The following is a 21,323-nucleotide window of genomic DNA, read 5'->3' on the forward strand; positions in this document are numbered from 1 at the left end:
AGCCGGAAACCCTGACGTCGATCAGGAGATGATCGCCTTCACGGCCTCGGCGAGAACTCCGGTGGTGGGCCGGTAGTAGGCCCATCGTCCCCGCTGCTCCCTGGCCACGAGGCCGGCTTCGACGAGCAGCTTCATATGATGCGAGACAGTCGGCTGCGACAGACCCACCGGGCCCGTCAGGTCGCACACGCACATTTCGCCGGTGCCGCTGCCGACGATCATCGACATCAGCTTGACCCGGGTCGGGTCTCCCATCGCCTTGAATACGCGCGCCAGATCGCGGGCGACATCGTCATCGAGGACCTCACCGGAAGCACAGCACGATGAGGTGGAGGGCGCGGCCTGAGCGGTGTGGTCGACAGCATTCATGCTGCCATTCTCTCCCATCCATTGACATTTGTCGATACGTCGGAGAGACTTCAATCCATTGAAGAACATCAATGTATGGAGGTTGACATGAAACGCGTCGTCGTCATCGGGGCCGGACCCCAAGGCCTGGCAGCTGCTGCCCATCTGCTCGAGCGCGGGCTCACCCCGCTCGTCCTCGAAGCGGGCCCGAGCCCGGCGTCGGCCGTGGCCGAATGGGCTCATGTGCGGCTGTTCTCCCCGTGGCCGGAGCTCACGGACGCCGCATCCCGGCGCCTGCTGGAGCAGTCGGGGTGGTTGGAGCCGACCGGCGCCATTCCGACCGGAAGGCAATGGATCGACAACTACCTCGCTCCACTCGCCGACGCCCTCGGTGAGCACGTCCATTACGGGACGAGGGTCGTCGGCGTCGGCCGGAAGAGTCGCGATCTCACTGTCGACTCGGGACGCGCCAAGCAGCCGTTCACCATCCACCTCGACCGCGATGGTGGTGGCGAGGAGCGGATCGAGGCCGACGCGGTCATCGACGCGTCCGGCACCTGGGGCTCCCCCAACCCTGCGGGCGCCGACGGGCTTCCCGCACTGGGCGAGACGGCCGCCGCCGCTGCCGGTGTGCTCGTTTCCGCGATTCCAACGATCGACGACGCAGCGCAGCTGTCGGGGCGGCACTCGGTCGTCATCGGAAGCGGCCACTCGGCGGCAACTGCCATCGGCCTGTTCGCCCGTGCGGTCGAGCGCGATCCTCACACGCGGGTGACGTGGGTTCTCCGCCGCGAATCGGTCGCCACTGCCTTCGGCGGCGGCGCCGCCGACGAGCTGCCCGAGCGCGGCGCACTGGGGCAGCGGGCGAAGAAGGCCGTCGACGACGGCCTCGTGGACCTGGTCACCGGTTTCCGCACCGCGGAGGTCGAGCTCGCCGGTGAGCGCGCCGTCATGGTCGCCGAGGACGGCCGCAGGATCGCTGAAGCCGACAAAGTCTTCGCACTGACAGGATTCCGACCGGACCTGTCCTTCCTGTCCGAAGTGCGCCTGAACCTCGATCCCCGACTCCAGGCGCCGCCGAAGGTGGCCCTCGAAGTCGACCCGAACATGCACTCCTGCGGATCGGTTCGCGCGACCGGCGCCGCCGATCTCGCCCACCCGGAGCCGGGCTTCTACATCGTCGGGGCGAAATCCTACGGACGAGCACCGACATTCCTCGCCCTCACCGGGTACGAGCAGGTGCGCAGCGTCGTCGCGGAGCTCGCCGGCGATCGGGAAGCGGCCGAACGCGTCGACCTCGTCCTCCCCGACACCGGCGTCTGTGGCGGCTCCGGCCAGTTCGACGCGCCGACGGAGTCCCTCGCCGCCCCGACGGAGGTCCTGGACGCCCCGACGGAGATCGAGAGCTCATGCTGCACACCGGGACCTCGGACCATCCGGCTCGATTCGGGGAGGCCACGATGAGTCGCGGCCGCCTTCTCATCATCGGCGGCGGCCAGTCGGGGCTGGCTGCGGCCCGCGCCGGGCTCGAGAGCGGGTGGGATCCCCTGGTCCTCGAAGCGGGACCGGCGACCGAGGGCTCGTGGCCACGCTATTACGACAGTCTGCGGCTGTTCTCGCCCCGTCGCTTCTGCGGCTTTCCCGGGCGCCCCTTCCCGGGTGATCCCGCAGGGTATCCGAGCCGCGACGAGGTCGCCGCATTCCTGCGCGGCTATGCCGATCGGCTCGGCATCGAGGTGCGCACCGGTGCTCGCGTCCTTGCAGTCACCGTCGATGGCCCCGGCTTCGTCGCCGAACTCGCCGACGGCGGACAGGTGACAGGCGACGCGGTGATCGCAGCGACCGGGTCATTCGCCCGCCCCCATCTTCCACACCTTCCCGGACAGGACTCCTATGGCGGGAGGCTTCTGCACGTCGCCGACTACCGCTCCCCCGAGAGATTCGCCGGGCAGCGAGTGCTGGTGGTGGGAGCCGGCAACTCCGCCGTCCAGGTCGGCTGCGAGCTCGCCGAGGTCGCTCGAACGTCGCTGGCGGTGCGCAGCCCGATCCGATTCGCACCCCAGGTGATCGGCGGCCGTGATCTGCACTGGTGGTTGGCGCGCACCCGCGCCGACTTCCTGCCGCCGGTGGTGATCAATCGCCTGGCACCCGGCGTTCCGGTGATCGATTCCGGACGGCTGCGCGAATCGGTGGACGCCGGGAGACCGGACCAGCGCCGACTGTTCTCCTCGTTCACCTCGGATGGCGTGGTTTGGGACGACGGTGCAGACGAACGAGTCGATTCGGTGGTCTTCGCGACCGGCTACCGACCGCATCTGCCCTATCTGTCCGCTCTCGGGGTCCTCGACGAGTACGGCCTGCCACGACATCGCCACGGAATCTCAACCGACCGCCCCGGGCTGGGATACCTCGGCCTGGAGTTCCAACGGTCGATCTCGTCGAACACGCTGCGCGGCGTCCATCGCGATGCGTTCGGCGTCATCGGCGCGTTGACCGGCCAACGGCGGCGGACGAGGATCGGCCAGCCATTGCGGATGAGGACCGGCCGGTTCCGGTGACCGGAGAGATCGTGAATGAGAAGAACCCCCACCCATTGGGTGGAGGTTCTTCCGACTCGAGTAGCGGGAGGGAGGCTCGATCTCCCGACCTCACGATTATGAGTCGTGCGCTCTAACCAGCTGAGCTACCCCGCCTCGATATCGTGTGCCGTTTTCACGCGGCACGAGAGCCCCGAAAGGGAATCGAACCCTTGACCTTCTCCTTACCATGGAGATGCTCTGCCGACTGAGCTATCGGGGCAACAGGTAAGAATTTACACGCTCGGATGCGAACAGGGCAAATCGGTCTCCGGTGACGTCCGTCACAGGTTCGCCGATGTCCGCAGCACCGCCTGGCGCACCGGGTCGAAGCGGTCAGCGCACCGGGTCGAAGCGGCTCGCGAGGTACCCCTGGAGCCTGCCCGGATGATTGGTGATGACACCGTCGACCTCGGCGTCGAGGAGCTCGCGCCATTTGTTCATCGCATCGACGGTCCAGACGAACACGCCGAGGTCGTTGTCCCGGATCTCGGAGACGACGGACTTGCGCATCGTGAATCCCTTGTACGAGGGGTTGACTGCCACGGCGCCGAGTTCCCTGGCGATCTCGATGTCCTCGGGCCGTGGCACCATCCGGAGCAGGAACCGGGCGACCATGGGCAGGAGGTCGCGACAGGCGGCCAGGGTCTCGGTGCGGAACGACTGGACCACCATCCGGTCGGCGGTCCCCGTCTCGACAACGAGCTCGGAGATCCGGGCCACCGCACCTGGCGACCACTCCCCTTTGAGCTCGAGGAGGAGCTCACCGCCGTGGTGCTGGAAGCTGCGCATCACGGCGGCCAGCGTCGGGATCCTGATCCCGGTGTAGCCTGGCCCCATCCACGAGCCCGCGTCGACGAAGGAGAGCTCCTCGGCGGTGAGGTTGACGACGGGACCCTTCCGGTTCGTCGTCCGGTCGAGGTCGGGGTCATGAAGGACGATCGGCACGCCGTCGGCGCTCGTCGAGGCGTCGATCTCGATGAAGTCGACATCCAGTGCTCGCGCGGCGTCGACGGCGGCCAGACTGTTCTCGGGAACCACCGCCGAATAGCCCCGATGGGCGATGACGAGCGGGCGGGTGGTCGTGCCGGGCCGCTCGCTGATTCCTCGTTCGAGCAGGAACTGACGAAAACTCATACACCCACACTATGCCCTGCCGGTTCGCCCCTGCGCTGCTCTGCCGCTTCATCTCTGTGATGCCCTCAGAACCTCCCCTCCCGCGTCTTGGATTCTGAGAAGCACATGGTCATATGGCGTATGCAGGCAATAGCCTCTACCCCAACGAGTTTCTTCTCCTCTTCCAGCGAAGCCTGGGAATCTTGCCGGTGAAGCCAGGGAACCGAGACTTGCGACCAATGACTTCTTCGAAAGGTCACCCATGGAAGCGATATTCGCCGCCGCCGTCATCCTCGCCTTCATCGCCCTCGGCGAACTGGTGTCGATCTGGTCCAAGGCCCGCATCCCCAGCCTGCTCGTGGCGATGCTGGGAATCTTCATCTTCGCCAAGATCGGCGTCGTCCCGACCTCGGTCGTCGACGATTCGATGCTCGTGCAGATCTACACGATCCTCGTGGCGCCGCTGCTCTTCCACATGGGGTCGCTGATCCCCCTGCGCACAATGCTCAAGCAGTGGCGCTCCGTGATCATCACGGTCTCCGGCATGCTCGTCGCCGTCCTCCTGCTCCTCCTCGTCGTCGCCCCGCTGTTCGGCTTCGAGACCTTCGTCGCCGGGGCCGGGCCCTTGGCCGGCGGCATCGTCGCAACCAGCCTGACCACGGAGGGCCTGACCGCCACAGGAGCGGCCTCGGCGGTCATCGTCCTCCCGGCGCTGGTGCTCATGCTCCAGTCCCTGCCGTCGATGCCGCTGACGAACTTCCTCCTCCGCCGGTTCGCCACGAAGCTGCGCGACAGCGGCGAGCTCCACGCCCTCGCCCTCCAGCATCACCGGGACGAGGAGGTGGCTGCGAGCAAGAAGAAACTCGTCACCCTCCCCCACTATCTCGTCGACAACCAGCTGTTCATGCTCTTCGCGATCCTCGTCGGCGGTTCGGCCGCCACACTTCTGGCGATCCCGACCCACATTCCCGCCTCGATCCTCGCCCTCATCCTCGGCATCGCCTCGACGACCATCGGACTGACGCCGGAACGGGTGATGGAGAAGTCGAGCTCCTTCGGCATCGCCATGGCCGGCGTCATCGCCATCGTCATGGCTCCCCTGGTCACCGCCTCGGTGCAGGACGTCATCACTGCGTTCCTGCCCACGCTCACGATCCTCGTCATCGGCGGCACGGGCATCGTCATCGGTGGTCTCCTCGCGACGAAGCTGCTGCACTGGAGAGCTCCCCTGGGCATGTCTGTGGCACTGACGGCGATGTACGGCTTCCCCGCCGACTACCTGCTCACCCATGAGGTCGCCCGCTCGGTGGGCCGCGACCGGGACGAGAAGGAAGCCCTCCTCAACGTCATGCTGCCACCGATGCTCGTCGGCGGCTTCACCGCCGTCAGCAGCGGCTCCATCGTCATCGCCAGCGTCCTGGTCGGATTGCTGTGAGACCGGATCTCCTCGCCGAGGCGGCCGAACTCCTGCCCGAACTGCAGACCCTGCGCCGGCAGCTCCACGCGGAGCCCGAAGTCGGCCTCGACCTCCCCCGCACCCAGGCGATGGTCCTTGAGGCGCTCACCGGACTGGATCTCGAAGTGAGCACGGGGACGGGGACCACCTCGGTGGTGGCGGTGCTGCGGGGCACACATCCAGCACGAGCCCGCGCGGGGGCACCGGCGGTGCTGCTGCGCGGAGACATGGACGCGCTGCCCGTCGAAGAGCTCACGGACGAGCCGTTCCGGGCGAGGAACGGGATGATGCACGCCTGCGGCCACGACCTGCACACGGCAGGGCTCGTCGGTGCGGCCAGGCTCCTCCACGCCCGGCGCGCAGAGCTCACCGGTGACATCGTGTTCATGTTCCAGCCCGGCGAGGAGGGGTACAACGGTGCCTCGGTGATGATCGCGGAGGGAGTCCTCGACGCCGCCGGTCCACGCGTGAGCGCGGCCTATGGAGTGCACGTCCACGTCGGCGAGCGCGGAGTCGTGTCGACGAAGCCGGGCACACTGCAAGCCGGGGCGAACGAACTGCACGTCACCATCCACGGCCGCGGCGGGCACGGATCCCAGCCGCAGACCGCCGTCGACCCTGTCCCCGCGCTGGCCGAACTCGTCACGGCCCTGCAGAACATGGTCAGCCGGCGCATCGACGTCTTCGATCCGATCGCCCTGTCCGTCACCCAGCTGCGAGCTGGTGACGCGATCAACGTCATCCCCGCCTCGGCGTCCCTGGGGGCCACGGTCCGCACCCTCTCGCCGGAGTCCGTCGACATCGTGCGCACGCAGTCGCAGCGTCTGGCCCGGGGCATCGCGGAGGCCCATGGCTGCACCGCCGAGGTGGACTTCGAGGTGAAGTACCCGGTGACGGTCAACGACGACGCCGAGACCGCATGGGTGCTCGAGGAGCTGCGAGGGCTGCTCGGTCCCGAGAGGGTTGAGGTCGCCGCGCAGCCGATCATGCCCAGCGAGGACTTCTCGTTCGTCCTCCAGGAGGTGCCGGGCACGTACATGATGCTCGGGGCCGAGCGCACGGACGTGCCCGCGGAGAGGCAGGGGAACAACCACTCCCCGTTCGTCGTCTTCGACGACTCCGTGCTCGGCGATCAGGCCGCGCTGCTGGCGCACCTGGCGATCGAGCGGCTGCGCCGCACAGGTCCGGCCGGCGCCTGAGGCGCGGTTCAGTTCACTCCCTGCGTCGCTCGCGCCAGTGCGCCACCTCCGCCTCGACAATGCGAGGCGGGGTGAAGACGGGAGGACCTTGGCGCAGGTCAATGGCTGCCGCCCGCACGCGTGCGTTGAAGCCGGCGAAGTCGCCGCGGACGATGGCGTCCTCGAGCGCGGAGAGGACGATCGCATTCCTCCCTTCCGAGCGACGACGGGCTGCGAGTCTGGCCCCAGAGGAGTCGTTGTGGACATGGGGCGATCATGATGTCCACATCGCGCGGGCACGGCGGCCGCAGGCCGCGGCACGGCTGCTCGTCGTCCACGGCGCGGGCGGTCACAGCGGCGCCCTGTGGCCCCTGGCTGCGCTGCTGGCCGAGGACGGTCTCGATGTCACAACGCTCGATCTGCCCTTGTACGGCCGCACGATCTCGCGGGATCCGCGGGGAGTGCGTTACGACGACTGGGTCCGGCTGCTCGGCGACCTGGTTGCCGCCGAGAACGACGGCCGGCCGCTGATTCTGCTCGGTGCGAGCATGGGTGGGATGCTCGCGTATGAAGTCGCCGCACGGTCCTCCCACGTGGCCGCAGTCGTCGCCACCTGCCTGCTCGATCCCAGGGACCCTCGGGCCCGAGCGCACATGACCCGCTACGGACGGCTGGGGGCCGCGGCCGGTCCGTTGGCGTCCCTCGTCCGCGGTCCACTGAGGGGGGCGATGGTTCCGATGGCGCTGGTGGCGAAGATGTCGAAGATGAGCCGAGATCCCCAACTGTCGAAGCTCTGCGCCGCCGACCCAGCGGGAGGCGGAGCGCGTGTCCCGCTGGGATTCCTCGCCTCGTACCTGCAGTATCGGCATGTCGCTCCCGAGAAGATGCGAACACCTCTCACCCTTGCCCACCCGGAGCTGGATGACTGGACGCCGCTGTCCCTCAGCCTGCGCGTGGCGCAGCGAACATCGGATGGGAGCACTGTCGTCGTCCTCCGCGAATGCGGTCACTTTCCGATCGAAGAGCCTGGGATCTCGGACCTCCGTGAGGCCATCTCGGAAGTTGCGAACCAGCTGGCGGAATGACGACCGCTCACTCCCGCCGAGGGCACAGTGCCTTGGATATGGAAGAAGCAGACATGAAAGAAGCCCTGTGATCAACGTTTCCGCCGATCACAGGGCTTCTTCGTTCCCGTGGCAGATGCAGGATTCGAACCTGCGAAGGCAATGCCGGCTGATTTACAGTCAGCTCCCTTTGGCCGCTCGGGCAATCTGCCGGGATTCGTGCGCTGGGCACTCGAAAAAGAATACTAGGACTTTCGCCGATTTCCAAAAGAGAATCCGGGCCCCACGCCATTTTTGGACGCAGATCACATTTGCGGGTCTCGACTAGACTTGAGGACCAGAAATGCAAGAGGTCCGCCCAATCGAAGGAGTATCCGTGGCCAGCGAGTCATCGTTCGACATCGTCAGCAAGGTCGACCGGCAGGAGGCCGACAACGCGCTCAACCAGGCAGCCAAGGAGATCAACTCCCGCTACGACTTCCGTGGCACGGATGCCTCGATCGCCTGGAGCGGCGAGAAGGTGCTGATGAAGGCCAGCAGCGACGACCGGGTCGCAGCGATCCTCGACGTGTTCCAGTCGAAGCTGGTCAAGCGAGGCATCTCACTCAAGTCCCTCGACCTCGGTGATCCCTATCCCTCCGGCAAGGAGTACCGCCAGGAGGCGACCATCAAGGAGGGCATCGACAAAGAGAACGCGAAGAAGATCTCGAAGATCATCCGCGACGAGGGACCCAAGGGAGTCAAGGCCCAGATCCAGGGCGATGAGCTGCGCGTGAGCTCGAAGAAGCGCGACGACCTCCAGGAGGTCATCGCGCTTCTCAAGGGCAAGGATCTCGACGTCGACCTGCAGTTCACGAACTACCGCTGAGACACCTCGGCGGACGCAGGCGACGACGCCGGACGGTAGCGGCGGACCAGTTTCCAGACCAGCGGGAACGCGAGCACCAGCACGACGATGAGGTAGACGACCACGGCCACCGGCTCACTCCACAGACCGGAGACGCTGCCGGCTGACAGCTGCAGGCTCTGCCGCAGCTGGGTCTCGATCATCGGCCCGAGGATGACGCCGAGGATGAGCGGAAGCACCGGCAGCCCGAAGCGCCGGAGCGCGAAACCGAGGATTCCGATGCCGAGCAGCAGCACCAGGTCCGCCGTCTGCAGGTTGACCGCGTACGCCCCGAGAGTCGCGAAGAACAGGATCCCCGCGTAGAGGAACGGGCGCGGGATCTTCAGCAGCTTCGCCCAGGCCGGGGCCAGGGGCAGGTTGATGAGCAGCAGCATCGTGTTGCCGATGAACAGACTGGCGATCATCGTCCAGACGAGGGCCGGCTCGTTCTCGAACAGCAGCGGTCCCGGCTGGATCCCGTACTGGACGAGAGCTGCCAGCATGACAGCGGCCGTCGCATTGGTCGGCAGACCCAAGGTGAGCATCGGAGTCAGCGTGCCGGCGGCCGAGGCGTTGTTGGCCGCTTCCGGTCCAGCCACGCCTTCGATGGCCCCGTGCCCGAATTCCTCGGGATGCTTCGACAGCTTCTTCTCGGTCACGTAGGACAGGAACGTCGGGACTTCTGCCCCGCCAGCCGGCAGCGCACCGAATGGGAACCCGAAGGCGGTGCCGCGCAGCCAGGGTTTCCACGACCGCTTCCAGTCCTCCTTGCCCATCCACGGACGGCCGACCGGAATGGTGCGCATCGGAGTCCTGCGCAGGTGAGCGGCGATCCACAGGGCCTCCCCGATCGCGAAGATCGCGACAGCCACGACGACGATGTCGAGTCCATCGACCAGCGGCGCCCACCCGAAGGTGAGGCGGTTCTGGCCCGAGACGGGATCCATGCCGACGAGACCGAGCGCAAGCCCCAGCCCCAAGGCAGCGAATCCCCGGATCTTCGACGACCCGAGCACCGCGGTCACCGCGATCAGCGCCAGGACCATGATCGCCAGGTAGCTGGGAGCGCCGAGGCTGACCGCGAACTTCACGACGAGCGGAGCGAATGCCACGAGCAGCGCGGTGCCGATGGTCCCGGCGATGAATGAACCGATCGCCGCGGTCGCCAGTGCCTGCGCGGCTCGTCCGGCCTTCGCCATCTTGTGGCCCTCGATGGCTGTGATGACGGTCGCGGACTCACCGGGAGTGTTGAGCAGGATCGAGGTCGTCGACCCGCCGTACATTCCGCCGTAGTAGATGCCGGCGAACATGATGAGCGCACCCGTCGGCTCCATCCCGTATGTCAGCGGCAGCAGCAGCGCCACAGCCATGGCCGGGCCGATGCCGGGCAGGACACCGACAGCGGTTCCCAGCATGACGCCGACGAAGGCGAACAGCAGGTTGAGCGGCGTCAGCGCCGAGGCGAATCCCTCGGCGAGGAGATTGAGAGTGTCCATCTAGAGCACTCCTTCCAGGAGTCCCGCCGGCAGCGCGATGCCCAGTCCCAGGTAGAAGCCGTAGAAGGACCCCAGCGCCAGGAGCAGGGAGATGACGAGGGTGAGCACATAGCGCCTGCCTCCCAGAGCGACGACGCATCCGAAGAACAGGATCGTCCCCGAGATCACCCAGCCGGCCCAGTCGATGAGGAGGATGTTGACGATGACGATCGCCACCAGGGGCACCAGAGTCTTCCAGTCCGACGGGTGGCTGAGGTCCACGTCCTCACCCTCCTCCCCCTGCGCGAGGTTGCCGCGCATCACGGTGACCGCCAGAGCGAGGCTCGAGACGACCAGGAGCCCGGCCACCAGATACGGGACTGCCTTGGGCCCGACCGGATCGGCTTGGGAGTAGGACACCTCGAGTGTCGAGGCGTTGAGGAACACGACGATGCCCACGATGAGAAGAAACGCGGCGAACAGAAGTTCGACGCGCTTCTTCGGTGTCACTGCCTGATTCACGCCAGTCCCAGGGACTTGAGCGTCTTCGCCACGCGGTCATCCTGTTCGGAGAGGAAGGTGGAGAACTCGTCGCCGGTGAGGAATGCATCGGTCCACGCATTCGTCTTCAGCGCTTCCTCCCACTCCGGAGTTCCGTGCATCCGGGCCACGGCGTCGATCCACTTGGCCTTGTCCTCCTCGGAGATCCCGGGCGGAGCGACGAGACCGCGCCAGTTGGAGAAGACCAGATCGATGTCCGATTCCTTCAGGGTCGGAGCATCGACACCCTCGAGGGGCTTCTCGCCGCTGGTCGCGAGCACCCGGATCTCACCGGATTCGATCTGCTGCATGAATTCGCCGGCTCCGGAGGCGGCGAAGTCGAGCTTGCTGCCGAGGATCGCGGGGAGAAGGTCGCCTCCACCGTCGTAGGACACGAAGTTCACGTCCTTCGGATCGATCCCGACCGCCTCGGCGAGCTGCATCGGCAGGAGGTGATCGGGTCCGCCCGGGGACGATCCTCCACCCACCGAGAGCTTGCTCGGATCCTTCTTCCACGCGGCGACGAGGTCGTCGATCGTCTTGTACGGGGAGTCCTTGGGCACCATGATCGCTCCCGGCTCCTCGATGAGCTTCGCGATCGGGGTGGTGTCGGTGAGTTTGGCCTCGGACTCATTCGTGTAGCTGGCTCCGACCACGCCGAGGCCCATGAGCATCGCCAGGTCTCCATTGCCCTTTTCGTTGACGAGGCGGGCCAGGCCGACGGTTCCCCCGGCACCGGCGAGGTTGTAGACCTCGGGGCTGGTGGCGATCTCCGTGTCTTCCATGACCTTTGCGGCCACTCGCGCCGTCGTGTCGTATCCGCCGCCCGCGGTGTTGGGGACCATGATCCGCAGCCCGGATACGGGTCCGCTGGCTTCGGATTCGCTGGGGGCCGACTCCGAGCCGGTCACTCCGCAGCCGGCCAGGGTCAGAGCCGCAGCCGTCATCGCCGCCGCGACCATCGTCAGGGGTTTGAGAGTTCTCATTGATTCCTGCCTCATTGCTTTCATCAGTGTTCAGGTGCTCTGGAGCCTAGGGGCCGCGGGGAGGATCCGTCACCCTTGTGTACGCAGAGTAAATAGTGTTCATTGTGTAACCGGCCGCATCGGCGCGGAGGCGGTGGAAACTTCGTTAGTCTTGGATCTGCCCCAAGGCACTGCCGACCTCGGCAGGCTCGACGATGAGCGGATGAACGGACATGGAGAAGACTGAGAACCGGATGACGACAGCGCTGCCCCAGCGGCGCAGGTTCCGCAGGCATCTGTCACTCGCCGGGCAGTACCTGGTCATGCAGCTGCTGATCATCGGAATCGTGCTCACCGGAGTCATCGTCGTCTCCGTCCACCAGGCCACGGAGAGCTTCGAGACGGTCGAGAGCCGCCGCAGTCTGTCGGCGGCGGAATCGCTGGCTGCGAACGGTCTCCTGCGCACTCTGCTGCCCGACGCCGCACCGGAGATGGGTGCAGCCCTTCCGGCGATGGCGGAATCGGTGCGCAGCGTCTCGGGGCTCAGCGTCGTCGCCATCGCCGATGCCGACGGGACGATCGTCACGTCCAGCCACCCCGCCGAGGTGGGCACCTCGATCCTGCACGAGGGCACGACCGTGATGCAGGGCCGTGCGTGGCGAGGAGTCGTCGATCACGACGGCACGAAAGCCCTCCAGGCGCAGGTCCCGGTCCTCGACGACGGCGGGGACATGATCGGCGTCGTCGCAGCCGGTCAGACCTATCCCTCGACGGCCGAGATCGTCCGCGACATCGCCCCGAACGCCCTGTTCACGCTCCTCGTCTGCGTGATCCTCGGGGCCACCGGTTCGGTCCTGCTCGCCCGCCGGGTCAAACGCCAGACGCGCGGGCTGGAACCACGCGAGATCGCCGAGCTCTTCGACCACCGCGAAGCTCTGCTCCACGGAGTCAAGGAGGGCATCATCGCGATCGGACCCGATGGCCGGGTCTCACTGGCCAACGACGTCGCCAAGGAGCTCCTGCACCTTCCCGACGACTGCCTCGGCAGGACGCTGCCCGAACTCGCGGTGGAGCCGCAGGTCACGCATGCTCTGATGACAGCCCAGCCCGACCCCGACCGCCAGTTCCTCATCGGCGAGAAGGTCCTCGTGTTCAACCGGATGTCGGTCACCAGCGACGGCCTCGACCTCGGATCCGTGACGACCTTCCGCGATCGCACCGAGCTGACGCTGCTCGAGCAGGAGCTGGGAGACACGAAGGCCACGAGCGACATGCTGCGCGCCCAGACCCACGAGTTCGCGAACCAGCTGCACACCATCTCCGGGCTCATCCAACTCGGCCATCATGACGACGTGGTCGGATTCATCGATGGGGTCAGCTTCAGCCGGAGCAGGATCTTCGGCGACGTGTCGAGCCAGGTCTCCGACCCGACGATCTCTGCTCTCCTCATCGCCAAGGCCAGCGTCGCCGCGGAGAGGGGGATCGCGCTCAACCTGTCGGCCAATTCGCATCTGCCGCCCTGCGACGACCCGCTTGCCCGCGACCTGACCACGGTGCTCGGCAACCTCGTCGACAATGCGATCGACGCCGTCGCCGGGACTCCGACGCCGAGCATCACCGCCACCGTCAGAGACGATCGGGGAACGATCACGGTCATCGTCGACGACAACGGTCCCGGAATCGACGACGCGGTCATCGAGGAGATCTTCACCCAGGGCTTCTCCACCAAGGACTCGGCGGTGTCGGGCGGTCGGGGCTTCGGCCTGGCCCTGACCCGGCTCGTGTGCAACCGCCGGTTCGGTGACGTCCACGCCGTCAACGAGGACGGCGCCCGATTCATCGCCACACTCAAGCGCGACGAGGCGATGCCGACCGATCATCCCGCTGCCGTCCCGCACTTCGATGAGCGGTCGACCATCCTGGTGGATGGAGGCAGTCGATGATCTCGGTCCTCGTCATCGATGACGACTTCATGGTGGCCAAGGTCAATTGCGGCTTCGTCAACAGCGTCGAGGGCTTCTCCGTCGTGGGCGCAGCCCAAACGGCCGCCGAGGCGATCGCGGCGGTGCGGGATCATGACCCCGATCTCGTGCTGCTCGACATCCACCTGCCCGACATGAATGGCCTCGACCTGCTCCAGCGCCTGCGGGAGATCAAGCCGGACCTCGACGTACTCGTCATCAGCGCGGCCAGGGAGATGGAGACCGTGCGACGGGCGCTGCGCGGAGGCATCGTCCACTATCTGATGAAGCCGTTCTCCCATGCTGACCTGCACGAGCGGCTCGAGCACTATCGCCAGACGTACGCACCGCTGGGCGCCGCGGACAAACAGCTGGAGCAGGCAGACGTCAATCGCCTCCTGGGGGTGAGCAGCCAGGACCGGCGCCCCCTGCCCAAGGGCTGCAGCGTGGAGACCCTCGACCGGGTCACAGTGATCGTTCGCAGCGCGAGTGGGCCGATCTCCGCGACGGAGACGGCGGAGAAGCTCGGCACCTCGCGAGTCAGCGCGCGCCGCTACCTCGAGTACCTCGCCGAGGAGAAACAGGTCAATGTGGTCCTCAAATATGGTGGAGTCGGGCGCCCCGAACGACGTTACGAATGGTCGGCGTAACGGACCCGGACTTTCCCCGGCCCCATACACCCACCTCCACCAGAATCGGCCATGATGACGAAAACAGTCGTCGATTGACCTCCGCGAACGGCGGTTGACCGCTCCATGACGGGCCGTGACGCAAACCGGCTACTTCTGGCGTCCTGCATCTCGGACTGAGAACAGGATGGGCGCATGTCCACCACCACCGTTCCCAGAAAAGCCGCAGTTCCCAAGAACGCGGCGAGCCCCCGGATCTCCGCCTCGGCGCCGGCGAGCGCATCCGACTCACCCGGGAGTGCCGCGGAGTCAGCGGCTCCGCGACATCGGCTGCGGCGAGCCCTGTCCTTCGAGGTCATCCCTCCTCGCTCCGAGGCGCAGGCCGCGCGCATGCCCGAATTCCTCGCCAACCTCGACTCTCTCGGACCCGACTATCTGGCAGTGACGAGTTCGGCGAACAGCAGGTGGCTGCACGGCACCGCGGAGCTCATCCGCTTCATCGCCGAGCACACCTCCCTCAAGCCGCTCGCCCACCTGGCCTGCACGGCCGGAACCGAAGCCGAGCTCATCTCGTGGATCGACCACCTCCTCGGCGTCGGTGTGCGCGGGTTCCTCGCCATCCGCGGGGACTTCCCCGACGGCACCACGCGTGCCCCGGCCGGGCACCTCGCCCATGCCGATGAGCTCGTCAGCCTGCTGCGGCGGATCGAGTCCGACAACGTCGCTCGGCTGGCCGCCGGCCGGCTCGGCATCGGGGTCGCGGCGTATCCGTCGGGCCATCCGGAATCGGCGGGTCCCCACGAGGACCTTGACGTGCTCGCCGCCAAGCAGCGCAATGGGGCGGACTTCGCGATCACCCAGCTCTTCTTCGACCCCGCCGCCTATGCCCGGCTCCGCCTGCGAGCCGAGCACGCGGGCATCCGGATTCCGATCATCCCCGGCATCCTGCCCATCACCAGTCTCAAGCGTCTGCACACGATGGGCCGGCTCTCAGGGCTCCCGGTTCCCGATGGGCTCCTGCGCCGGTTCGACGGCGTCTCCAGCGAGGAGAGCATTCGCCGAGTCGGCCTCGAGATCACCGCCGAGCACACGGCCGCGATCCTCGACTCGGGCGCCGACGGCCTCCATTTCTACACCTTCAACGACCAGGCGACGACGTTCGATCTGCTCGCCGCCCTCGACACCGCGGGCGTCACCCTCAGTTCGCTGCAGCCGCGGCCCCGCTGAGCAGCCGCGGCCCGGCTGAGCAGCCGCCGCCCCACTGAGCAGCCGTAATCCACCCGACCATCCAGACCAACCACCACCGAAGGAGAAGCACCATGACCACGCCGTTTCCCACCGCCACGATCACCGGCTACCCCCGCATCGGCCCCAACCGCGAACTGAAGAAGGCCCTCGAGAGCCTCTGGGCGGGACGCATCGACCCAGGCGAGTTCGCCCAGTCCGTCCACACGCTCCGCCTCGACACCTATCACCGACTGCGCGAGCTCGGCCTGAGCGAGGACTATGCGATCCCCGCCTCCTACAGCCACTACGATCACCTCCTCGACACCGCGTTGACCGTGGGCCTCATCGAGTCGAAGACCACCGGGACCGACTTCGACCTCGATGAGTACTTCGCCCTGGCCCGCGGCACGACCGACCGGTCTCCCCTGGAGATGACCAAGTGGTTCGACACCAACTACCACTATCTCGTCCCCGAGATCGAGGATGCGACCGCCTTCCGTGCCCACCCGCAGCACCTGCTCTCCCTCGTCGCCGAGGCGAAGGCCGCCGGTCACCGCATCCGTCCCGTTCTCGTCGGCCCCGTCACCCTGCTCGCGCTGGCGAAGTCCGCGCCGGGCACCGCGACCTCGCCGCTCGAGCGTCTCGAGGAGCTCACTGCCGTCTACGTCGACGTGCTCGGCGTGCTCGCCGCTGCCGGGGTCGACTGGGTCCAGTTCGACGAGCCGGCGCTCGTCGCCGATCTCGCGGGCTTCACCGATGAGCAGCTCGCCGAGGCGGCAGCGAGCGCCTATGCGACGCTGACGGCGCCGAGCACCCGTCCGCAGATCGTCGTCGCCGCCCCCTACGGCACACTGCAGGCGGGTCTGCCGGCCCTGGCGCACTCCGGCGTCGAGGCCCTCTCCGTCGACCTCTCCGCAGCGACCCGCGCTCTCGACCCGGGCTATGTGCAGAGGCTGCGCGAGCACGTTCCCGCCTCCGTCCACCTCGTCGCCGGGGTCATCGACGGGCGCACCATCTGGGCCGATGATCTCAGCGGCAGCCTGTCCGTGCTCGCCGAGCTGGATCGGGAGAACCTGAGCGTGTCGACGTCGACGACCCTGCTCCATGTTCCCTACACGGTGGCCAGTGAGACGAAGCTGCCCGTCGATGTCGCCTCCTGGCTCTCCTTCGCCGAGGAGAAGGTCGTCGAGGTCGAAGCACTCGCGGCCGCCCGCACTCACGGCGCCGAGGCCCGCACGGAGGCCTTCGCCCGTGCCGAGCGGGCCCGGCGCACCCGCGCGGAGTCGACCCGCGTCCACAGCGCCGAGGTGAAGGCCCGGACCGCGGCCCTGGCCGGCCACGACGGGTTCCGGGAGGATTTTGAGACCCGCAGGCAGGCTCAGCTGTCCCTCGGCATCCCCCGGCTGCCGACGACGACGATCGGGTCGTTCCCGCAGACGCCTCAGGTGCGCAGAGCGCGGGCCGACCACCGCGCCGGTCACATCGGCGACGCGGCATACACGGCCGCGATGAGGGCCGAGATCGACCGCGTGGTGCGACTGCAGGAGGATCTGGGACTCGACGTCATCGTCCACGGAGAACCCGAACGCAACGACATGGTCCAGTACTTCGCCGAGAACCTCGACGGATTCGCCACCACCGAGGCCGGTTGGGTTCAGTCCTACGGCTCACGCTGCACCCGCCCGCCGATCCTCTTCGGCGACGTCTCCCGCCCGGAACCGATCACGGTTGGCTGGTCGGCGTACACGGCGGAGCGGACCAGCCGCCCCGTCAAGGGCATGCTGACCGGACCCGTGACGATCCTCGCCTGGTCGTTCACCCGTGACGATGTGCCGTTGGCGGAGTCGGCGAACCAGATCGCCCTGGCCCTGGCCGACGAGGTGCGCGACCTCGAGGCCGCAGGCATCGGCATCATCCAGGTCGATGAGCCGGCGCTGCGCGAACTCCTGCCTCTGCGGGAGGTCCATCGACCCGACTACCTCGAATGGTCCGTGCGTTCGTTCCGGCTCGTCTCCACCGAGGTGGCTCCGGCGACGCAGATCCACACTCATCTGTGCTATTCCGAGTTCGGTCAGATCATCGATGCGATCAACGCCCTCGACGCCGATGTCACCAGCATCGAAGCCGCTCGGTCCCGGATGGAGGTGCTCGACGACATCGCCGACTTCGACTTCGTCCGCGGAATCGGACCCGGACTCTACGACATCCACTCCCCCAGGGTGCCCTCGGTCGCGGAGCTCACCGAGCTCATCGAGGCTGCACTGGTCAACGTCCCGGCCGAGCGCCTGTGGGTCAACCCCGATTGCGGTCTCAAGACCCGTGGCTACGCCGAGGTGACCGCAGCGCTCGCCAATCTCGTCACAGCCCGCGACGCGGTGCTCGCTGCGAGAACCACCATAGCGGCACTGGTCTGAGATGAACCGTCATGGAACTCTCCACCACGAACGGTCGTGGTGGAGAGTTCCTTTGTGGAGACCGACATGAATGTGTTCGTCCTGTCTCACTAACTCCAATGTGTCACATCCTTTCACTCCCTTAGCGTGACATTCACGGTTGCCTGGGCCGGAACGAACGAAAGGGGATCTGAATAATGGTTCGAGGATCATCAAGCAGACACAGCACAGCGGCTATCATCGCCGGAGACATTGAGTTCCGCCGAGCGAGATTGAGTACCGAGGATGTTCGGATTGTCCACCCGGAGCGTCTCGGCAGAGCGCTTCGTGGATCGGCCGTCGGCAACATCATCGAATGGTACGAGTTCGGAGTGTTCGGCTTCCTCATCACTGTCATGGGCCCGGTGTTCCTTCCTCAAGCGGACCCCACGGTGCAGTCCTTGTACCTCTTCGGGACGTTCGCGGTCACTTTCGTCGCACGTCCTCTGGGAGGTGTCTTCTTCGGCTGGCTCGGCGATCGTCTGGGGCGTCGAAAGGTCCTCACCCTCACCCTGCTTCTCATGTCGTTCGCAACGCTGCTCACGGGGCTTCTCCCGGGTTACGCCCAAATCGGAATCTGGGCACCGATCCTCCTCGTCCTGTTGCGCTTGATCCAGGGATTCTCCGCCAGCGGTGAATACACCAGTGCGGCGACCTTCCTCAGCGAGTTCGCTCCAGATCGCGAACGCGGGCGATACACGGGAATCCTGGCGTCCATGATCTACATCGGCTTCGCCTTCGGTGCGGGACTTGTCGGTGTCCTGCAGCTGAGCACCTCGGCGGAATTCATGCAGGGATGGGGGTGGCGGATTCCCTTCCTCGTTTCGCTTCCGATGACCGCCATTGCGCTCTACATTCGATACCGCGTCGAGGAATCTCCTGCCTTCGTGGCAGTGATGAGAGACCGAGAGGCCCTCGAACGCAAGCTTCAACAGACCGAACGGAATCCGGGAATCGTCGCGGTCGTTGCCACCCAATGGCGAGCGCTGCTTCCTGTCATCGGCATCGCCGCCGCGGGCAATGTCATCGCCTATACGATGTTCAGCTATGTCCCGACATACCTGAGCCAGACGCTCGGATTCGCCTCGGAGGTAAGCAACCTCGTCTTGTTCCCACTCTACGTCGTCGCTGTGTTCTGCACGATCGGCGCCGGAATGCTCTCCGATCGGATCGGTCGCCGGCGCACGCTGCTCATCGGCGCCACCATCGCCCTGCTGTTCGCGGTCCCGGCCTTCCTTCTCATGGGCACCGGCCTCGCCTGGTTGGCCATGATCGGCGCTCTTTTCGTCATGGTCGCTTCGTCGTTCTTCTCCCAAAGTTATGCCTCGACTCTGCCCGAGCAGTTCCCGACTGCATCTCGCAATACCGCCCTGGGATTCGCGTACAACATCGGCAACGCTGCCCTCGGAGGCACCGCTCCAATAGTGATCGCGGCGATCGTGGCTGCGACCGGCAGCACTCTCGCTCCTGCGTACTACCTCGTCGGTGCCGCTGTGCTCGGGCTGGTCGCCACCCTCGGCATCAAGGAGACCAGTCGTCGACCGCTTCGAGGTTCGATGCCCAATGTCCGCACCTTGCCCGAGGCGCAGAAGCTCGTCGCCGAACAGAGTGAGACACCGCTGCTCGCATTGGTTGGGCTTCCGTTGCCCTATGCTGCCTACGCAGATGCTACGGGCGAGCGCTTGTCCTCCTCAGATCCTCGCGTCGTGGCCGCCGCGAAGTCGGTGGGCATCAACCACGAGCGACAATGATCGCCTGGTACTTGTCCGGGCATCTGAGCTCATGGATCTCTCGCCGCCCACGAATTCTCCCCCGTTGCTGTGCTCACGCGTGCTGAGCAGGCGGCCGGAATCGGTACTGGGCAGCACCGGTCGGTCCGATCAAGCGATTTCTTCCGCCCTGGATCTGAAAGACAAGGTGCGTGTGGGCGATCGAGGGGTCCGCAGAATCCTCGGGAAATGAGAGTGCTGTCTGTCCGGGGCCGCCGAAGTGAATGGGACCTGTCGCTCCGCCGACCACTGCTGTGCGCAGTACTTTGAGCACCCTCGCGTAGTCCCACGGTCGCGCCATCTCGCTCCACGCAAGGTTGAGCACGCGAACGATGTCATAGTGGATCGCCGAAGCGCCGATTCCCGGATCGTCGTCGAACTTGTTCCGGAAATCGGCCTGGAATCTCCTCGCGATCGGGCCGGTGTAGGCCCCGACGATGGTGGACCAGACGACACCTTCGAGCGAGTGTCCCGACCGTTCCAAGAAGTTGGGCGCGGACGGACGCCAATCCACGTAGATCATTGGGTGACAGTCCTGCACATCGAGGTGGGCGGTGAATTCGCTGAGTTCGAATTCCGACATGATCGGCAAGTGAACCGCCTCGGGTCGACGCTCCGCGATTCGGGCCGCGATGCGGGCGACTTCCTCGGCACCACCTGTGAACACGAGGTAGTCGTTGAGCTGCCAGCCCGCTTCGATCGAGATCTCCCCGAGCATCGTCTCGCTCATCACCTCCCACACGGTGCTGCGTACGACGACGACGGCTCGCCTGCGCGGTGGAGACCAACTCCCGAGCGCGACGATGTCCTTCAACGTCCGGAAGAACCCGCGTACGTAGGCGATCTCCGTGCCGGCTACTTGAAAGACGTTGAGCAGCGCTGCGCCGCTATCCGCCACGGTTCGGCTGAGCTGCGGGGCAACCATGGAGTGCAGGATCGGCCCGCCCCAGTCGGAAGCAGTCACCATCGCGCTGGTCGTCTCGCGGGCAGGGAAGCTGCCCAGCATTATCGCATCGGGTTCGGATCGGACCGCTTCGATGATCGCAGTGGACAGAGTCTCAGGGGTGACGAAGCTCGACAGCAAGAGGGTCCCTCGTCCTGTGTCGTGCCCAGCGACATTCGACCGGTCAACGGCGAGTTCGGCCCCGCGCAGCATCGCAGCGGATTCTTCCGCCTGCCCTTCGCACGCTGGGTAGAGCGCGTGGATGCGAATCGAGCGTTTCTTCGCGACCTGCGCGACCGAGAATCCCTGACGAGGACGGGAAAGGTCAAGGATCAGGTCACTCGCGGTCTGTGCCGCTTCGTCGTCTCGGTCGAGCGGCAGGGTGATCAATCCGAAGCGTTGTACGAGCAGTGCGACCTCCAACCGGTTCCGGATCCCGAGCTTCTCGAGGATGCGCTCGATATGGGTCGACACAGTGCTCCGGGAGCAATACAGCAGCCCAGCGATTTCGACATTCGACTTGCCTGCAGTGATCGCAGTCGCCACCTCGAGTTCACGCGTCGAGAGTCCGAGCTGCTCATCGATATGCTCGACGAACAGCTCACCCGACCCGTGCCGAGTCTCGAGTGTCGCTCGCATCACACGCCGTTCCACAACTGCGGTGAACACGGCCTGACAGCTCTCCAGCTCGCAAGCGCGCTCGAGAAGTCGAGAAGCAGATGGCAGCGACGTCGCGAGATTCAGCTCGGATTCGGACA

At 66.2% G+C, this 21,323-nt stretch carries 17 protein-coding genes and 3 tRNA genes; 11 read left to right on the forward strand and 9 right to left on the reverse strand.

Annotated features, from left to right (window positions below; translation table 11 throughout):
* Positions 1–21: 21 nt before the first annotated feature.
* Positions 22–369, reverse strand: a complete 348-nt coding sequence (locus RIT73_RS02345; RefSeq protein WP_309130443.1) for a metalloregulator ArsR/SmtB family transcription factor — start codon at positions 367–369, stop codon at positions 22–24.
* 87 nt (positions 370–456) lie between these two features.
* Between RIT73_RS02345 and RIT73_RS02350 the strand changes: the two genes are divergently transcribed.
* Positions 457–1,812, forward strand: coding sequence for an FAD-dependent oxidoreductase (locus RIT73_RS02350; RefSeq protein ID WP_375294968.1), 1,356 nt, complete (start codon positions 457–459; stop codon positions 1,810–1,812).
* Entirely contained in the window at positions 1,809–2,906 is a 1,098-nt protein-coding gene (locus RIT73_RS02355; RefSeq protein ID WP_309130445.1) for an NAD(P)/FAD-dependent oxidoreductase, read from the forward strand. The genes RIT73_RS02350 and RIT73_RS02355 overlap by 4 nt, the downstream gene beginning before the upstream one ends.
* A 61-nt stretch (positions 2,907–2,967) precedes the next feature.
* Here the strand turns inward: RIT73_RS02355 and RIT73_RS02360 are convergent.
* The 3 genes from RIT73_RS02360 to RIT73_RS02370 form a co-directional block, all read right to left on the reverse strand.
* Positions 2,968–3,041 (reverse strand) — tRNA-Met (locus RIT73_RS02360).
* A gap of 33 nt (positions 3,042–3,074) precedes the next feature.
* Positions 3,075–3,147, reverse strand: a tRNA-Thr gene (locus RIT73_RS02365).
* Between the two features lie 113 nt (positions 3,148–3,260).
* On the reverse strand, positions 3,261–4,061 hold the full coding sequence (locus tag RIT73_RS02370; protein WP_309130446.1) for a glycerophosphodiester phosphodiesterase family protein: 801 nt from the start codon (positions 4,059–4,061) through the stop codon (positions 3,261–3,263).
* A gap of 241 nt (positions 4,062–4,302) precedes the next feature.
* On the opposite strand from RIT73_RS02370, the gene RIT73_RS02375 reads away from it, so the two are divergent.
* From RIT73_RS02375 to RIT73_RS02385, 3 genes are all read left to right on the forward strand, one after another.
* Positions 4,303–5,475 carry a hypothetical protein gene (locus RIT73_RS02375; protein ID WP_309130447.1) on the forward strand — a complete coding sequence of 391 codons (1,173 nt, stop codon included), beginning with the start codon at positions 4,303–4,305 and terminating at the stop codon, positions 5,473–5,475.
* A complete protein-coding gene (locus RIT73_RS02380) occupies positions 5,472–6,695 on the forward strand; it encodes a M20 family metallopeptidase (protein WP_309130448.1) in 1,224 nt (407 codons plus the stop codon). Before RIT73_RS02375 ends, RIT73_RS02380 begins: the two co-directional genes overlap by 4 nt.
* Before the next feature lie 101 nt (positions 6,696–6,796).
* Complete coding sequence (locus tag RIT73_RS02385; protein WP_309130449.1) at positions 6,797–7,759, forward strand: alpha/beta hydrolase; 963 nt, start codon at positions 6,797–6,799, stop codon at positions 7,757–7,759.
* Positions 7,760–7,868: 109 nt separating this feature from the next.
* Here RIT73_RS02385 and RIT73_RS02390 read toward each other — a convergent pair.
* A tRNA-Tyr gene (locus tag RIT73_RS02390) sits at positions 7,869–7,950 on the reverse strand.
* Between the two features lie 164 nt (positions 7,951–8,114).
* On the opposite strand from RIT73_RS02390, the gene RIT73_RS02395 reads away from it, so the two are divergent.
* Positions 8,115–8,606, forward strand: a complete 492-nt coding sequence (locus RIT73_RS02395) for a YajQ family cyclic di-GMP-binding protein (protein WP_309130450.1) — start codon at positions 8,115–8,117, stop codon at positions 8,604–8,606.
* Here RIT73_RS02395 and RIT73_RS02400 read toward each other — a convergent pair.
* From RIT73_RS02400 to RIT73_RS02410, 3 genes are read right to left on the reverse strand one after another with little or no spacing between them, the layout of a single operon-like run.
* Positions 8,597–10,120, reverse strand: coding sequence for a tripartite tricarboxylate transporter permease (locus RIT73_RS02400; protein WP_309130451.1), 1,524 nt, complete (start codon positions 10,118–10,120; stop codon positions 8,597–8,599). The two genes, RIT73_RS02395 and RIT73_RS02400, sit on opposite strands and share 10 nt — an antisense overlap.
* Positions 10,121–10,609 carry a tripartite tricarboxylate transporter TctB family protein gene (locus tag RIT73_RS02405; protein ID WP_309130452.1) on the reverse strand — a complete coding sequence of 163 codons (489 nt, stop codon included), beginning with the start codon at positions 10,607–10,609 and terminating at the stop codon, positions 10,121–10,123. It abuts the gene before it with no gap.
* 8 nt (positions 10,610–10,617) lie between these two features.
* Positions 10,618–11,625, reverse strand: coding sequence for a tripartite tricarboxylate transporter substrate binding protein (locus RIT73_RS02410; RefSeq protein WP_309130453.1), 1,008 nt, complete (start codon positions 11,623–11,625; stop codon positions 10,618–10,620).
* A 212-nt stretch (positions 11,626–11,837) separates the two neighbouring features.
* On the opposite strand from RIT73_RS02410, the gene RIT73_RS02415 reads away from it, so the two are divergent.
* The 5 genes from RIT73_RS02415 to RIT73_RS02435 all read left to right on the forward strand — a co-directional run bounded on the left by RIT73_RS02415 (position 11,838) and on the right by RIT73_RS02435 (position 19,604).
* Positions 11,838–13,547, forward strand: coding sequence for a sensor histidine kinase (locus RIT73_RS02415; RefSeq protein WP_309130454.1), 1,710 nt, complete (start codon positions 11,838–11,840; stop codon positions 13,545–13,547).
* Positions 13,544–14,215: a response regulator gene (locus tag RIT73_RS02420; RefSeq protein WP_309130455.1), complete on the forward strand. Its 672-nt coding sequence runs from the start codon at positions 13,544–13,546 to the stop codon at positions 14,213–14,215. The genes RIT73_RS02415 and RIT73_RS02420 overlap by 4 nt, the downstream gene beginning before the upstream one ends.
* Positions 14,216–14,389: 174 nt before the next feature.
* Positions 14,390–15,421, forward strand: coding sequence for a methylenetetrahydrofolate reductase (locus RIT73_RS02425; protein ID WP_309130456.1), 1,032 nt, complete (start codon positions 14,390–14,392; stop codon positions 15,419–15,421).
* A gap of 92 nt (positions 15,422–15,513) precedes the next feature.
* Positions 15,514–17,835 carry a 5-methyltetrahydropteroyltriglutamate--homocysteine S-methyltransferase gene (gene metE / locus RIT73_RS02430; RefSeq protein WP_309130457.1) on the forward strand — a complete coding sequence of 774 codons (2,322 nt, stop codon included), beginning with the start codon at positions 15,514–15,516 and terminating at the stop codon, positions 17,833–17,835.
* Between the two features lie 251 nt (positions 17,836–18,086).
* The gene (locus RIT73_RS02435; RefSeq protein WP_309130458.1) at positions 18,087–19,604 is read left to right on the forward strand and encodes an MFS transporter; all 1,518 of its coding nucleotides are present in this window, start codon (positions 18,087–18,089) and stop codon (positions 19,602–19,604) included.
* A 73-nt stretch (positions 19,605–19,677) separates the two neighbouring features.
* Here RIT73_RS02435 and RIT73_RS02440 read toward each other — a convergent pair whose 3' ends face one another.
* The gene (locus tag RIT73_RS02440) at positions 19,678–21,204 is read right to left on the reverse strand and encodes a LuxR C-terminal-related transcriptional regulator (protein ID WP_309130459.1); all 1,527 of its coding nucleotides are present in this window, start codon (positions 21,202–21,204) and stop codon (positions 19,678–19,680) included.
* Positions 21,205–21,323: the final 119 nt, after the last annotated feature.

It is taken from the genome of Brevibacterium sp. (assembly GCF_031179145.1).
Classification (GTDB): domain Bacteria; phylum Actinomycetota; class Actinomycetes; order Actinomycetales; family Brevibacteriaceae; genus Brevibacterium.

What these genes read in the sequence shown, in the direction of transcription:
- RIT73_RS02345 (WP_309130443.1), bottom strand. Translation starts at nt 369, where the DNA reads ATGAATGCTGTCGACCACACCGCTCAGGCCGCGCCCTCCACCTCATCG.
- RIT73_RS02350 (WP_375294968.1), top strand. Translation starts at nt 457, where the DNA reads ATGAAACGCGTCGTCGTCATCGGGGCCGGACCCCAAGGCCTGGCAGCT.
- RIT73_RS02355 (WP_309130445.1), top strand. Translation starts at nt 1,809, where the DNA reads ATGAGTCGCGGCCGCCTTCTCATCATCGGCGGCGGCCAGTCGGGGCTG.
- RIT73_RS02370 (WP_309130446.1), bottom strand. Translation starts at nt 4,061, where the DNA reads ATGAGTTTTCGTCAGTTCCTGCTCGAACGAGGAATCAGCGAGCGGCCC.
- RIT73_RS02375 (WP_309130447.1), top strand. Translation starts at nt 4,303, where the DNA reads ATGGAAGCGATATTCGCCGCCGCCGTCATCCTCGCCTTCATCGCCCTC.
- RIT73_RS02385 (WP_309130449.1), top strand. Translation starts at nt 6,797, where the DNA reads ATGGCTGCCGCCCGCACGCGTGCGTTGAAGCCGGCGAAGTCGCCGCGG.
- RIT73_RS02400 (WP_309130451.1), bottom strand. Translation starts at nt 10,120, where the DNA reads ATGGACACTCTCAATCTCCTCGCCGAGGGATTCGCCTCGGCGCTGACG.
- RIT73_RS02410 (WP_309130453.1), bottom strand. Translation starts at nt 11,625, where the DNA reads ATGAGAACTCTCAAACCCCTGACGATGGTCGCGGCGGCGATGACGGCT.
- RIT73_RS02415 (WP_309130454.1), top strand. Translation starts at nt 11,838, where the DNA reads ATGGAGAAGACTGAGAACCGGATGACGACAGCGCTGCCCCAGCGGCGC.
- RIT73_RS02420 (WP_309130455.1), top strand. Translation starts at nt 13,544, where the DNA reads ATGATCTCGGTCCTCGTCATCGATGACGACTTCATGGTGGCCAAGGTC.
- RIT73_RS02425 (WP_309130456.1), top strand. Translation starts at nt 14,390, where the DNA reads ATGTCCACCACCACCGTTCCCAGAAAAGCCGCAGTTCCCAAGAACGCG.
- metE (WP_309130457.1), top strand. Translation starts at nt 15,514, where the DNA reads ATGACCACGCCGTTTCCCACCGCCACGATCACCGGCTACCCCCGCATC.
- RIT73_RS02440 (WP_309130459.1), bottom strand. Translation starts at nt 21,204, where the DNA reads ATGCGAGCGACACTCGAGACTCGGCACGGGTCGGGTGAGCTGTTCGTC.